Source organism: Pseudomonas sp. C11, assembly GCF_034683865.1.
Taxonomy (GTDB): Bacteria; Pseudomonadota; Gammaproteobacteria; order Pseudomonadales; family Pseudomonadaceae; genus Aquipseudomonas.
Genome location: NZ_JAWIIP010000018.1, coordinates 73,265 through 85,744, shown reverse-complemented (window position 1 = coordinate 85,744; position 12,480 = coordinate 73,265). Strand labels below are relative to the sequence as shown.

Sequence of the window (12,480 nt, the reverse complement as noted above, 5' to 3'; positions counted from 1 at the left end):
GCTCCTGGAAGGCTGTGTTGGTCGCGCTTCCAGAATTCCGGGAATGCCCCGGATGAACAACCTACTGAGAGATCACACCTAGCAGGCCGTGAAAACGACCTGCTAGCCGCGCATCGGCGCTTCGGGGTGCAACAGGGCGTAGAGGTAGCAATCGCCCATGCTGTGATTGTCGGCGACGCCGGCATAGCTGGCGGTAAAAGTCACCGGTACGCCCAGATGCTGATACAACCAGCGATCACTGTCCGCTGGCGGCACCTCGGGCACCAGGTCACTGTCGTTGACCAGACGCAAGGTGGGCACGGCCAGGTCGTTGTAGTAGCGGGCAAAGGCGGGCGAAGCCAGGCGCGGGCTGGCGAAGTTGTAGTGCTGCAGCGGCAACACCGGCCAGCGCCGGCGCAGATCCGGCACCGCCAGGCTGCTCAAGGCGCTGCCCAGGCTGTGCCCACAGGCCCATAGCCGCGCCTGCGGCTGCAGGTCGTCCAGCGCCAGCAAGGCCTGATCACGCAGCGAGGTATAGAGCTTGAGGAAGCCGTCGTGCACCGGGCCGACATCGGCCTGCCAGGGGTAGTCGGCCTGATCCAGGTCGAGATCATCGAGCCAGTCCTGCACCGACTCGGTGCCGCGGAACACCAGATAGCAATCGCCCTGCGGGTCGCGCGCAGCGAAGCCGAAAGGCTCCGACTCGTTGAACAAGTGCCACTCGCTGAGGACGCTCCAGATCGGCGCGGAAAACTGCCAGCCGGGTCGTTGCGGCAACTGCCAATGGAAGTTCGCAGGTACGCGTGGACGCTGTTGCGTCAACCACTGCGCGTACTGGTCATAGGCGAGCATGACCAGATCGGCGCATTGCAACGCATCGGCACGCGAACAACTGGGCGGAAAGTAGAGGGGAAGACTGGGCATGGCGAGGCCTCCTTGCCAATGGCGCGAGACCTCACTCTAGTTCAGATGCAGCCGCTCGTCAGCGGTCGTACTCGCCCGCCGCCTCCGGCTGATACTCCACGGCCAGCAGGGTCAGTTTGAGCTGCTTGCCGCTCGGTACCGGCCAGTCGATATGCTGACCGACGGACAGGCCCAGCAACGCGCTGCCCACCGGGGCAAGAATGCTGACTTTGCCCTCACCGCCGGCATCCTGTGGATAAACCAGGGTCAGGTGATAGTCCTTGCCGCTGCTTTCCTCACGGCAGTGCACGCGCGAGTTCATGGTCACCACGCCGGACGGCACTTCGTCATGGCCGACCACCTGCGCCCGAGCCAGCTCTTTCTCCAGCGCTTCGGCGCCTGGGCCGAAGTCCTCCAGCGAGTCCAGCAGACGCTCCAGGCGCTGCAGATCGAGACGGGTGATAGTGATGGCGGGTGCGCTGTTCATGATGCCGGGCAGACTCCTTGCGTGAGAAACCGTCCATGGCCGACTACGCGTCGGCTCTCCTGTAGCGAACGGATTCCATGGCTCAAAAAAGCAAAACCCCGTCTTGGAGACGGGGTTTCACAACGTTTTGCCGACCGTAACACAGCTGGCCGAATAAACAAGACTGGCAGGTCAGCTCGGTGATTTGCGCGATAGTAGCCGCGCTTCGGCGGCCTGACAGATCTGCCGGCGCCGCTGCGTATCGGCAGCGCCCCAGTCAAGAATCTCCTGCAGGCTGCGTCCGCAACCGATGCAGATATCCTGATCGTTCAGGCAACACTGCCGGCGGCAGGGCGAGGCCGGCGGGTGCGGCTCAGATCTCATCGAACTCCAGCTCGGCACCAGCCTGCTCGACCACGAAGCGGGTGAGCATCTCGCTCAGCAGTTCTTCGCTGGTGTCGCAGATCCAGTGCTGCTCGGCCTCGTCGTAATCGAAGTGGAAGCCGCCCGAACGCGCGGCCACCCAGAGCTGACGGATCGGCACCTGGCGGCTGAGGATCAACTGGGTGCCGTTCTCGAAGCGCACGGTCAGCACGCCGCCGCTGTTCTCCAGGTCAACGTCCAGGCCGCTGTCGTCGAAGATGTCCTCCACCGCTTGCTGGGTGGCATCGATCAGATCGTGGAAGCGGGCTTCGCTCAGGCTCATCGGGGTGTCCTCACTCGGTGCAACGACTGCAAAAAATAGGCGAAAACGCCAGGCTGCGGTAAGCCGCCTAGGCGCCAAGGTGGCGACGGTACTCGCCCGGAGTCGTTCCCGTCCAGCGACGAAAGGCCCTGAGCAACGAACCCGGCTCGCTGAAACCGACGCGAAAGGCAATTTCGCCGAGATCCAGAGAAGGCTCATGCAGCGCGTGCAGCACCAGTTGCTGGCGGGTTTCGTCGACCAACTGGCTGAACGACAGGCCGGCTTCACCCAGGCGCCGTTGCAGAGTGCGCGGGCTGAGCGCCAACGCGCTGGCGATGGCCTGCAGATCGGCGCCCTGCTCCGGCAGTTGCTGGGCCAGTATCAGCCGTGCACGGTCGAGCACGCTGCGGCCCTGCTCGAGTTCGGCGAGCAGGCGCTCGGCATAACCTTCGAACATTGCCCGTACCTGCGCATCGGCCTGGCTCAAGGGCAGATTCAGCAGCCGTTTGGGAAACACCAGTGCATTGTCGGCCTGCTCGAACAAAACCGGACAACGAAAGATACGCTGGTGCTCGGACGTATCGGCCGGCGCCGCATGCCGGAAGCGCACCTCGCTCGGCGGAATGTCCAGGCCGGTGATCCAGCGCCCGAAACTGACCCAACCGGCCAGGGTCTCCTCGCTGACCTGCCGTTGCTGCTGCACCAGAAACGGCGCCCAGCTATGCGCCACCAACGCTTCGCAGCCGGCGCGTGACGGCTCGTCGTCCAGCCCTACGCGCCCCAGGCTGCCAACCAGAGAGGCGTAGCGTGCCTGGCGATGCAGTGCGTCACCCAAGGTGGCGCAACTCATCACCAGATGACCGAGCACACCGTAGTAACCGGGGCGCACGGCCTCACCCAGGTGCAAGCCGAGACAATCGTCACCACTGAGCCGACAGCCCTCGCCGAGCAGTTGCAGGTAAGCGCTGGCAGCGACGCGCCGCTCCCGCTGCTGCAACAGCGCGGGCGTCAGCCGCGCACGGGCGAGCAGCGCAGGCGCGGCGACGCCATGACGCTCCAGGTGCTCGACCAGCCCCTGCAGGTAAGCCACAGAGACCGAGCCGGCCAGTGTCGCGGGATGTTCCATCCACTCTCCTCGATAGCCCCCCTGTACCCGGCCGATTCGGCCAGCCCCCGCCGGACGGGCGCCCGGCGCATAGGCAAGGTCGCGGGTGGTCGGTATACTCCGGCGCAATTCACGCTTTTTTCAAGGACTGTCCCATGAAGCGACTGACCCTCGCGCTCCTCGCCGTTGTCTGCCTGGTGGCCGGCTGCGGCCAGAAAGGCCCGCTGTACATGCCGGGCGACGAAAAAGCCGGCAACAGCCGAGACCGTTTCGAACTCTGACAGGAGCCCACCATGGAAGCCTTCAACTACCGCGACGGTGAGCTGTTCGCGGAAGGCGTTGCCTTGTCTGCGCTGGCCCAGCGCTTCGGCACGCCCACCTATGTCTATTCCCGCGCGCACATCGAAGGGCAGTACCGTGCCTATGCCGACGCCCTGGCCGGCATGCCGCATCTGGTTTGCTTCGCGGTCAAGGCCAACTCCAACATCGGCGTGCTGAACGTCCTGGCGCGCCTCGGCGCCGGCTTCGACATCGTTTCCAGCGGTGAGCTGGAGCGCGTGCTGGCCGCCGGCGGCGAGCCGAGCCGCATCGTCTTCTCCGGCGTCGGCAAGAGCCGCGACGACATGCGCCGCGCCCTGGAAGTCGGCGTGCACTGCTTCAACGTCGAATCCAGCGTCGAGCTGGAGCGCCTGCAGAAGGTCGCTGCCGAGCTGGGCGTCAAGGCGCCGGTATCGCTGCGGGTCAACCCGGACGTGGACGCCGGCACTCACCCGTACATCTCCACCGGCCTCAAGGAAAACAAGTTCGGCATCGACATCGAGCAGGCCGAGGCGGTCTACGCCCGCGCCGCCGAGCTGCCGAACCTGGACGTGATCGGCGTCGACTGCCATATCGGCTCGCAGCTGACCACCCTCGAGCCCTTCCTCGATGCGCTGGATCGCCTGCTGCTGCTGGTCGACAAGTTGGCCGCGCGCGGCATCACCATCAAGCATCTGGATCTCGGTGGTGGCCTCGGCGTGCAGTACCGCGACGAGCAGCCGCCGCTGGCCGGTGACTACATCGCCGCCGTACGCAAGCGCCTGGCCGGCCGTGACCTGTCGCTGGTATTCGAGCCGGGCCGCTTCATTGTCGCCAATGCCGGCGTGCTGCTGACCCAGGTGGAATACCTCAAGCACACCGAGCACAAGGATTTCGCCATCATCGATGCGGCGATGAACGACCTGATCCGCCCAGCCCTGTATCAGGCCTGGATGGACGTCTCGCCGGTGCAGCCGCGTGAAGGCGAGGCGCGCAATTACGATCTGGTCGGGCCGATCTGCGAAACCGGCGACTTCCTGGCCAAGAATCGCCAGTTGGTGCTGGAAGAAGGCGACCTGCTGGCCGTGCGTTCGGCGGGCGCCTATGGCTTCGTCATGAGTTCCAACTACAACACCCGTGGCCGCGCCGCCGAGGTGCTGGTCGATGGCGAGCAGGCGTTCGAAGTGCGCCGTCGCGAAACCGTTCAAGAGCTCTACGCCGGCGAAAGCCTGCTGCCAGATTGAGGGTAAAGCCATGCTATTGCGCTTTACCAAGATGCACGGCCTGGGCAATGACTTCATGGTGCTCGACCTGATCAGTCAGCACGCCCATGTGCAGCCCAAGCACGCCAAGCAGTGGGGCGACCGCCACACCGGCGTTGGTTTTGATCAGTTGCTGATCGTCGAGCCGCCGAGCCATCCGGACGTCGACTTCCGCTACCGCATCTTCAACTCCGACGGTTCGGAAGTGGAGCAATGCGGCAACGGCGCGCGCTGCTTCGCCCGCTTCGTGCTGGACAAGCGCCTGACCACCAAGAAGGTCATTCGCGTCGAGACCAAGAGCGGCGTGATCGAGCTGCGCGTGCAGAACGACGGCCAGGTCTGCGTCAACATGGGCGCACCGCGTCTGCAGCCGGAACAGGTGCCGTTCCAGGCCGAACAGGCCGCGCTCAGTTATCGCGTCGAGGTCGACGGCCAGAGCGTCGAGCTGGCCGCACTGTCGATGGGCAATCCCCACGCCGTGCTGCGCGTCGACAATGTCGATGAGGCGCCGGTGCATACGCTCGGGCCGAAGCTGGAACATCACCCGCGCTTCCCGCAACGGGTCAACGTCGGTTTCCTGCAGGTACAAAGCCGCAAACAGGCGCGCCTGCGCGTGTGGGAACGCGGCGCCGGGGAAACCCAGGCCTGCGGTACCGGTGCCTGCGCCGCCGCGGTCGCAGCGATTCGCCAGGGCTGGATGGATTCCCCCGTGCAACTGGAACTGCCCGGCGGCCGGCTGTCCATCGAGTGGGCAGGCGAAGGCCATCCCGTTATGATGACCGGGCCCGCCGCCCGCGTTTACGAAGGACAGGTTCGTCTATGACCGACCAGCAGGACACGCCCAAGACGCTCGACTCGGAGACGGTCGCCGCCTACCTGCGCCTGCACCCGGAGTTCTTCATCGACCATGAAGAACTCATCCCCGAGCTGCGCATTCCCCACCAGCCAGGCAATGCCGTGTCGCTGGTCGAGCGCCAGGTCAAGCTGCTGCGCGAACGCAACATCGAGATGCGCCATCGTCTCGGCCAACTGATGGATGTAGCCCGCGACAACGACCGCCTGTTCGACAAGACCCGTCGCCTGGTACTCGATCTGCTCGATGCCGGCAGCCTGGAGGAAGTGGTCGGCATCATCGAAGACAGCCTGCGCCATGAGTTCCAGGTGCCCTTCGTCGGCCTGATCCTGTTCAGCGACAACCGCTTGCCAGTCGGTCGCTCGGTCAGCTCGGCCGAAGCGCACCAGCAGATCGGCGGCCTGCTCAGCGGCGGCAAGACCATCTGCGGCGTGCTGCGCCCGCACGAGCTGGAGTTCCTGTTCGGCAAGGACGAGGCCAGCCAGGTCGGTTCAGCAGCGGTGGTCAGCCTCAGCCATCAGGGCCTGCATGGCGTCCTTGCCATCGGCAGTGCCGACCCGCAGCACTACAAGAGTTCGCTGGGCACGCTGTTCCTCGGCTATATCGCCGAAGTGCTGGCGCGCGTTCTGCCAGGCTTCTCTACCCCGCTGCGTTCGGTACGCTAGCAGGCCGTTGAAAAACGTAGGCGAGGCAGCCAGTGCAAGGCAAAAACAGCCGAAAAAGCGCAGTTTACGTGTTGTAAATGAGCATTTTGAGGCTGTTTTTAACGCAGCAATGGCAACGCAGGTAGTTTTTCAACGGCCTGCTAGGTCGTGTAGGGTGGATGACGAGGCTCATCCACCTTCGGCCCGCTCGGAGCCCGACACGTGACACTTGAAACCCACCTTGATGCCTACCTCGAACACCTGCGCCGCGAGCGCCAGGTGTCGGTGCATACCCTCGATGGCTATCGCCGCGATCTGGCCAAGGTGCAGGCCTTCTGCGAAGCCGAAAGCCTGAGCGACTGGGCCGCACTGGATACCCGTAATCTGCGCCGCCTGATCTCTCGCCTGCATCAGCAGGGCCTATCCAGCCGCAGCCTGGCACGACTGCTCTCGGCCACCCGCGGCCTCTATCAATACCTGCTGCGTGAAGGCCTGTGCCGTCACGACCCGGCCACCGGCCTCAGCCCGCCGAAACGCGAACGCCGCCTGCCGCGCACCCTGGATGCCGACCGCAGCGCGCAGTTGCTCGACGGCGCCGTGGAGGACGACTTCATCGCCCGCCGCGACCAGGCCATGCTCGAGCTGTTCTACTCCTCCGGTTTGCGCCTGTCCGAGCTGGTCGGTCTCGACCTCGACGGCCTCGATCTGCCCGCCGGCCTGGTGCGTGTGCGCGGCAAGGGCAACAAGGTGCGCGAACTGCCGGTCGGCAGCCTGGCGCGCCAGGCGCTGGAGCATTGGCTGCCGCTGCGCAAACTGGCCAACCCGAGCGATGGTGCGGTATTCATCAGCCAGCAGGGCCGCCGCCTCGGGCCACGAGCGGTGCAACTGCGGGTGCGCCAGGCTGGCGTGCGCGAGCTGGGCCAGCACCTGCATCCACATATGCTGCGCCACAGCTTCGCCAGCCATATGCTGGAGTCCTCGCAGGATCTACGCGCCGTGCAGGAACTACTCGGCCACGCCGATATCGCCACCACGCAGATCTACACCCACCTGGACTTTCAGCATCTGGCCAACGTCTACGACCAGGCCCATCCACGCGCCAAGCGCAAAGGCGGTAGCGAATGAGCATCGACTTGATCACCTTCGACCTCGACGACACCCTGTGGGACGTCACCCCGGTGATACAGGACGCCGAAGCCGCCCTGCGCAACTGGCTGGCCCTGCATGCACCCCGTCTCGGTGGAGTGCCGATCGAGCACCTGTGGGCCGTGCGCAGCCGCTTGCTCGAAGCCGAGCCGATGCTCAAGCATCGCCTTAGCGAGCTGCGCCGACGCATTCTGTTCCACGCCCTGGAAGACGCCGGTTATCCACACGGCGAGGCACAGGCACTGGCCGAGGCCGGCTTTCAGGTGTTTCTCAGCGCGCGCCATCAGGTGGAGCTGTTCGCCGAAGTGCATCCGACGCTGGAGGCGCTGGCCGAGCGCTTCATGCTCGGGGTGATCACCAATGGCAATGCCGACGTGCGCCGCCTGGGCCTGGCTGAATATTTCCAGTTTGCCTTGTGCGCCGAGGAACTGGGCGTGGGCAAACCCGACCCGAAGCCCTTCCGCGAGGCGCTCAGCCGCGCGGGCGGTGTGGTTGCCGAGCGCGCCGTGCATATCGGCGATCACCCCAGCGACGACATCGCCGGCGCCCAGGCGGCCGGCATGCGCGCCATCTGGTTCAATCCGCGAGGGCTAACCTGGGAAGGCCAGGGCACGCCGGATGCGCAGATCAGCAGCCTTTCCGAACTGCCGGGGCTACTGGATAGCTGGCTGCGCTAAGCCTTATCCGGGGAATCCTATAGATGGGCTTTTTGCGCTTTAGGGTTGAAATGCTTGGTTGAAACTGGACTGGCAAGTTTGTGCTGGCTTGCTGGTTGTTCCGGTGTTTCTTCCAGATTGCCGCGTTTTTGCTGATATCTTTGGTTTCGCCCTCCCGGGCGAGTGACTTTTGCCCCGGATGGCCGGCCCGACAAAAGTAACTAAAACCCTCCGCCCGTTCATCCGGCCCTGGCTGCGCCAGGGTTCGCTCACTCCATCGCCGTTCCAGAGGCCCGACCGGATGCGGCCCACCGACGGTGGGCCATCCCTGGCCCATCGCGGCTCTCGCGACATCCATGTCGCTCAACCTCTTCCACGACGATTCCGTTCGCCCTCCTAGGCGGGCTCTGCGCACGCCTGAGCATGAGGTAACTCAGGTGTAGCCAGGAGTGTTCTGGCAAAAGCAACAGAGAACGACTTGGCTATTGAATGAAACCAATACTTTCAGGCGCGCGAAACTCCCCCTTCAGGAGGCCGAACGTAGGCAGTGCGCAGGGGGCGAGTGGCATGGATGCCACGAGAGGCTTGATGGGCCAGGGATGGCCCATGCAAGCCGACCCCGGAGCGATGCCGGAGTGAGGGAAGTCGAGCGCAGCGAGACCCGGATGGCGGGGGTGCGTTTCTTTTGCTTACTTTTCTTTGCGCACTTCAAAGAAAAGTGAGTCGCCCGAGGGGGCGAAACAAGGAGTCCCCGCAAACACCGCAGCGGCGTCCAGACACAAACTTGCCAGCCCGGTATCAAGACGGACTTTCCCAAGACTCCACGAAAAACCATAAAAAACCCGCCACGCAGGCGGGTTTCTTATAGCGAGCCGTCCTCAGATGGGGCGGCTGCCGTATTTGCTGTCAGGCTTCTTGGGTGGGTCGGCGACCACGTTGGGCTCCACCTCCTGCACCTTGCCACCACGCGCGAGGAACTCTTCCATGGCGCGCGCCAGGGCATCACGTTCCTTCTGCTTGGCCTCGATGCTGGGCAGCTCGTCGACCTCGACGGCCTTGGCCTTGCTCTTCTTGCCAGGCGCTACGGCTTCACCGTCGCCGCCATCATCACCAGCGTCGCCGTCATCGGCTGCCGCCAGCTCCTCACCGTCATCCTCGTCGGAGGCTTCCAGATCATCTTGTTCCAGGTCTTCGTCGCTCATGTTCAACCTCATGACTTGCGAAAAGCAGGTTAGTTATAGACCAGCTACGCAGCCTTCACTGCCCAGCCAGAAAAAATTCAAATCACCTCACCGTGCAGCGTCGCCACCACTCGGCGCGCACCGCCATGGTCGCGATGTTCGCCGAGATAGATGCCCTGCCACGTGCCCAACGCCAGGCGTCCATCCTGTATCGGCAGCTGTAGCTGAAAGCCCAGCAGGCTGCCTTTGAAGTGCGCCGGCAAATCGTCCGGCCCTTCGTAATCGTGTTCGTAGCCCGCCTCGCCTTGCGGCGCGAGACGGTTGAAGAAGCGCTCGAAATCGCGGCGTACGGCCGGGTCGGCGTTCTCGTTGACCGTCAGCGACGCCGAGGTGTGCTGCAACCACAGGTGCAACAGACCCACACGCATCTGCGCCAGTTCAGGCAATCGTCCAACGACCTCATCGGTCACCAGATGAAAACCGCGGCTGCGCGGCGACAGTTCGAGGGTGCGCTGTATCCACATGGCACATCTCCCAGGCTTCGGCGCGCGCATTCTAGCGTGCTGTCAGAAAAAACAAAGGGCGCCGAAAGGCGCCCTTGTTTTTTCCACCGGCGCTTACTTCTTGCCAGTGAACTCCGGGTAGGCTTCCATGCCGCATTCGGCGATGTCCACCCCCTCGTATTCCTCTTCTTCGCTGACGCGCAGGCCCATTACCGCCTTGAGGATGCTCCAGACGATCAGGCTGGCGATGAACACCCAGGCGAAGATGCAGCCGATACCGAGCAACTGAGCGCCCAGCGAGGCGTCGTTGTTGGTCAGGCAGACGGCCAACAGGCCCCAGATGCCGACCACACCGTGCACGGAGATGGCACCAACCGGGTCGTCGAGCTTGAGCTTGTCCAGGCCGAGGATGGAAAACACCACCAGCACGCCACCGACACCACCGATCAGGGTCGCCTGCAGGGCGCTCGGGGTCAGCGGCTCGGCAGTGATGGCCACCAGGCCAGCCAGGGCACCGTTGAGCGCCATGGTCAGGTCGGCCTTGCCGAACAGGATGCGGGCGACGATCAGTGCCGCGATCAGGCCACCAGCAGCGGCCATGTTGGTGTTGGTGAACACCTGAGCCACGGCGTTGGCGTCTTCGATGGTGCTCATCTTCAACTGCGAGCCACCGTTGAAGCCGAACCAGCCCATCCACAGGATGAAGGTGCCGAGGGTAGCCAGCGGCAGGTTGCAGCCCGGAATGGCGTTGACCTGGCCGTTGGCGCCGTACTTGCCTTTACGCGCGCCCAACAGCAGCACACCAGCCAGAGCAGCAGAGGCACCGGCCATATGCACCACGCCGGAACCGGCGAAGTCGAGGAAGCCGGCTTCGTTGAGGAAGCCCGAACCCCATTTCCAGAAGCCCTGTACCGGGTAGATGAAGCCGGTCATGACCACGGCGAAGGCCAGGAAGGCCCACAGCTTCATACGCTCGGCAACGGCACCGGAGACGATCGACATGCAGGTAGCAGCAAACACGACCTGGAAGAAGAAGTCCGAACGAGCCGAGTAGTACGGGGCATCGTCGCCACCGGCCAGGACGGCCTCGACGGTGTTCTCGTCACCGATCAGGAACCCTAGGCTCGGCAGGATGCCGCCCTCGGGGCTGGAGTACATGATGTGATAGCCGATCACCAGGTACATGACGCTGGCAACCGCGTAGAGGGCGATGTTCTTGGTCAGGATCTCGGTGGTGTTCTTGGCACGCACCAGGCCGGATTCGAGCATGGCGAAACCTGCCGCCATCCACATCACCAGCGCACCACAGATCAGAAAGTAGAAGGTGTCGAAGCCGTACTGCAATGCAGTCAATGCTGTGTTGTCCATTATTCACCTCTTGCCGGCGCGCTTATGCATGCGCTCTTCGGTAGAGACGCCCGGGTTGGCGCCGGGCGCGCTCCATGTGATGGCCTGCCGGAGCCCGGCAGGCCTCAGCCACTTACAGGATGTAACCGCGCTCGTTGTGCTGAGCCAGGTCGAGACCGACAGTCTCTTCCTCTTCGCTGACACGCAGCCCCATCACCACATCGATCACCTTGAGAATCACGAAGGTGACGATGCCGGTGTAGACGACGGTGAACAGCACGCCGACGAACTGGGTCCAGACCTGCGCACCGATGTCTTCGACGGTGCCGAAACCACCCAGGGCCGGTGCAGCGAACACACCGGTGAGGATGGCGCCGACGATACCGCCAACACCGTGCACGCCGAAGGCGTCCAGGGAGTCGTCGTAGCCCAGCTTGCGCTTGAGGCTGGTGGCGCAGAAGAAGCAGATCACGCCAGCCGCCAGGCCGATGGCCAGGGCGCCCATGGGGCCTGCAGTACCTGCGGCCGGGGTGATGGCGACCAGACCGGCGACCACGCCCGAGGCAATGCCCAGTGCGCTTGGCTTACCGTGGGTAAGCCACTCGGCGAACATCCAGCCCAGCGCCGCAGCAGCGGTGGCGATCTGAGTGACCAGCATGGCCATGCCGGCGGTGCCGTTGGCGGCGACTGCGGAACCGGCGTTGAAGCCGAACCAGCCGATCCACAGCATGGCAGCACCGACCAGGGTGTAGCCCAGGTTGTGCGGCGCCATCGGCGTGGTCGGGAAGCCCTTGCGCTTGCCCAATACCAGGCAGGCGACCAGACCGGCGATACCGGCGTTGATGTGCACCACGGTGCCACCGGCGAAGTCCAGCACGCCTTCATCCCACAGGAAGGCACCGTCACCGGACCAGACCATGTGGCAAATCGGGGCATACACTAGGGTGAACCAGACGCCCATGAACACCAGCATCGCGGAGAACTTCATACGCTCGGCGAAGGCACCGACGATCAGCGCCGGGGTGATGATGGCGAAGGTCATCTGGAAGGTGATGAATACGCTCTCAGGGAAGGCAGCAACCAGGCTGTCGACGCTCAGACCGCTTAGGAAGGCCTTGTTCAGGCCACCGATGAAGGAATGGAGATTGGTGACGCCTTTCTCCATGCCGGTGGTGTCGAACGCCAGGCTGTAGCCGTAGATCACCCAGAGAATGCTGATCAGGCCGGTGATGGCGAAGCACTGCATCATCACCGACAGGACGTTCTTCGAACGCACCATGCCGGCGTAGAACAGGGCCAGGCCCGGGATGGTCATGAACAGAACCAACGCGGTGGCAGTCAGCATCCAAGCTGTGTCACCGGAATTCAGCGTCGTTTCCGCAGCCATGGCCAGGCCCGGGGAAAGCAGGGACAAAAGGGCTCCAAGCCCTGCGATTTTTCGCAGAGTCATGAT

15 protein-coding genes are annotated in these 12,480 nt (G+C 64.0%); 6 read left to right on the top strand and 9 right to left on the bottom strand.

From position 1 onward, the window contains the following. Positions 1–102: 102 nt before the first annotated feature. From VC352_RS22905 to VC352_RS22885, 5 genes are all read right to left on the bottom strand, one after another. A complete protein-coding gene (locus tag VC352_RS22905) occupies positions 103–903 on the bottom strand; it encodes a lipase family protein (protein WP_322981805.1) in 801 nt (266 codons plus the stop codon). 58 nt (positions 904–961) lie between these two features. Beyond that, entirely contained in the window at positions 962–1,369 is a 408-nt protein-coding gene (gene rnk, locus VC352_RS22900) for a nucleoside diphosphate kinase regulator (RefSeq protein WP_322981804.1), read from the bottom strand. A 171-nt stretch (positions 1,370–1,540) separates the two neighbouring features. Beyond that, positions 1,541–1,732, bottom strand: coding sequence for a DUF1289 domain-containing protein (locus VC352_RS22895; protein ID WP_322981803.1), 192 nt, complete (start codon positions 1,730–1,732; stop codon positions 1,541–1,543). Further along, positions 1,722–2,054: an iron donor protein CyaY gene (gene cyaY, locus VC352_RS22890; RefSeq protein WP_322981802.1), complete on the bottom strand. Its 333-nt coding sequence runs from the start codon at positions 2,052–2,054 to the stop codon at positions 1,722–1,724. Before cyaY ends, VC352_RS22895 begins: the two co-directional genes overlap by 11 nt. A gap of 67 nt (positions 2,055–2,121) precedes the next feature. After that, positions 2,122–3,159: an AraC family transcriptional regulator gene (locus tag VC352_RS22885; protein WP_322981801.1), complete on the bottom strand. Its 1,038-nt coding sequence runs from the start codon at positions 3,157–3,159 to the stop codon at positions 2,122–2,124. Between the two features lie 134 nt (positions 3,160–3,293). Here VC352_RS22885 and lptM point away from each other — a divergent pair, with 134 nt between their 5' ends. The 6 genes from lptM to VC352_RS22855 all read left to right on the top strand — a co-directional run bounded on the left by lptM (position 3,294) and on the right by VC352_RS22855 (position 8,017). Then, a complete protein-coding gene (gene lptM / locus VC352_RS22880) occupies positions 3,294–3,419 on the top strand; it encodes an LPS translocon maturation chaperone LptM (RefSeq protein ID WP_268180623.1) in 126 nt (41 codons plus the stop codon). A gap of 12 nt (positions 3,420–3,431) precedes the next feature. After that, positions 3,432–4,679 carry a diaminopimelate decarboxylase gene (lysA, locus tag VC352_RS22875; protein WP_322981800.1) on the top strand — a complete coding sequence of 416 codons (1,248 nt, stop codon included), beginning with the start codon at positions 3,432–3,434 and terminating at the stop codon, positions 4,677–4,679. Between the two features lie 10 nt (positions 4,680–4,689). Beyond that, positions 4,690–5,520: a diaminopimelate epimerase gene (gene dapF / locus VC352_RS22870; RefSeq protein WP_322981799.1), complete on the top strand. Its 831-nt coding sequence runs from the start codon at positions 4,690–4,692 to the stop codon at positions 5,518–5,520. Beyond that, positions 5,517–6,215, top strand: a complete 699-nt coding sequence (locus VC352_RS22865) for a DUF484 family protein (RefSeq protein WP_322981798.1) — start codon at positions 5,517–5,519, stop codon at positions 6,213–6,215. The genes dapF and VC352_RS22865 overlap by 4 nt, the downstream gene beginning before the upstream one ends. A 201-nt stretch (positions 6,216–6,416) precedes the next feature. Next, positions 6,417–7,319, top strand: coding sequence for a tyrosine recombinase XerC (gene xerC / locus VC352_RS22860; RefSeq protein WP_322981797.1), 903 nt, complete (start codon positions 6,417–6,419; stop codon positions 7,317–7,319). Continuing rightward, positions 7,316–8,017 (top strand): HAD-IA family hydrolase, encoded by a 702-nt coding sequence (locus tag VC352_RS22855; RefSeq protein ID WP_322981796.1) that lies wholly within the window; start codon positions 7,316–7,318, stop codon positions 8,015–8,017. The genes xerC and VC352_RS22855 overlap by 4 nt, the downstream gene beginning before the upstream one ends. Positions 8,018–8,874: 857 nt before the next feature. On the opposite strand, the gene sutA is transcribed toward VC352_RS22855, so the two are convergent. The 4 genes from sutA to VC352_RS22835 form a co-directional block, all read right to left on the bottom strand. Beyond that, positions 8,875–9,198, bottom strand: a complete 324-nt coding sequence (gene sutA, locus VC352_RS22850) for a transcriptional regulator SutA (protein ID WP_322981795.1) — start codon at positions 9,196–9,198, stop codon at positions 8,875–8,877. A 77-nt stretch (positions 9,199–9,275) separates the two neighbouring features. Further along, the gene (locus tag VC352_RS22845; RefSeq protein WP_322981794.1) at positions 9,276–9,701 is read right to left on the bottom strand and encodes a secondary thiamine-phosphate synthase enzyme YjbQ; all 426 of its coding nucleotides are present in this window, start codon (positions 9,699–9,701) and stop codon (positions 9,276–9,278) included. A 93-nt stretch (positions 9,702–9,794) separates the two neighbouring features. Then, a complete protein-coding gene (locus tag VC352_RS22840; RefSeq protein ID WP_322981793.1) occupies positions 9,795–11,048 on the bottom strand; it encodes an ammonium transporter in 1,254 nt (417 codons plus the stop codon). Positions 11,049–11,160: 112 nt separating this feature from the next. Beyond that, complete coding sequence (locus VC352_RS22835) at positions 11,161–12,477, bottom strand: ammonium transporter (RefSeq protein ID WP_322981792.1); 1,317 nt, start codon at positions 12,475–12,477, stop codon at positions 11,161–11,163. Positions 12,478–12,480: the final 3 nt, after the last annotated feature.

What these genes read in the sequence shown, in the direction of transcription:
- VC352_RS22905 (WP_322981805.1), bottom strand. Translation starts at nt 903, where the DNA reads ATGCCCAGTCTTCCCCTCTACTTTCCGCCCAGTTGTTCGCGTGCCGAT.
- rnk (WP_322981804.1), bottom strand. Translation starts at nt 1,369, where the DNA reads ATGAACAGCGCACCCGCCATCACTATCACCCGTCTCGATCTGCAGCGC.
- VC352_RS22895 (WP_322981803.1), bottom strand. Translation starts at nt 1,732, where the DNA reads ATGAGATCTGAGCCGCACCCGCCGGCCTCGCCCTGCCGCCGGCAGTGT.
- cyaY (WP_322981802.1), bottom strand. Translation starts at nt 2,054, where the DNA reads ATGAGCCTGAGCGAAGCCCGCTTCCACGATCTGATCGATGCCACCCAG.
- VC352_RS22885 (WP_322981801.1), bottom strand. Translation starts at nt 3,159, where the DNA reads ATGGAACATCCCGCGACACTGGCCGGCTCGGTCTCTGTGGCTTACCTG.
- lptM (WP_268180623.1), top strand. Translation starts at nt 3,294, where the DNA reads ATGAAGCGACTGACCCTCGCGCTCCTCGCCGTTGTCTGCCTGGTGGCC.
- lysA (WP_322981800.1), top strand. Translation starts at nt 3,432, where the DNA reads ATGGAAGCCTTCAACTACCGCGACGGTGAGCTGTTCGCGGAAGGCGTT.
- dapF (WP_322981799.1), top strand. Translation starts at nt 4,690, where the DNA reads ATGCTATTGCGCTTTACCAAGATGCACGGCCTGGGCAATGACTTCATG.
- VC352_RS22865 (WP_322981798.1), top strand. Translation starts at nt 5,517, where the DNA reads ATGACCGACCAGCAGGACACGCCCAAGACGCTCGACTCGGAGACGGTC.
- VC352_RS22855 (WP_322981796.1), top strand. Translation starts at nt 7,316, where the DNA reads ATGAGCATCGACTTGATCACCTTCGACCTCGACGACACCCTGTGGGAC.
- sutA (WP_322981795.1), bottom strand. Translation starts at nt 9,198, where the DNA reads ATGAGCGACGAAGACCTGGAACAAGATGATCTGGAAGCCTCCGACGAG.
- VC352_RS22845 (WP_322981794.1), bottom strand. Translation starts at nt 9,701, where the DNA reads ATGTGGATACAGCGCACCCTCGAACTGTCGCCGCGCAGCCGCGGTTTT.
- VC352_RS22840 (WP_322981793.1), bottom strand. Translation starts at nt 11,048, where the DNA reads ATGGACAACACAGCATTGACTGCATTGCAGTACGGCTTCGACACCTTC.
- VC352_RS22835 (WP_322981792.1), bottom strand. Translation starts at nt 12,477, where the DNA reads ATGACTCTGCGAAAAATCGCAGGGCTTGGAGCCCTTTTGTCCCTGCTT.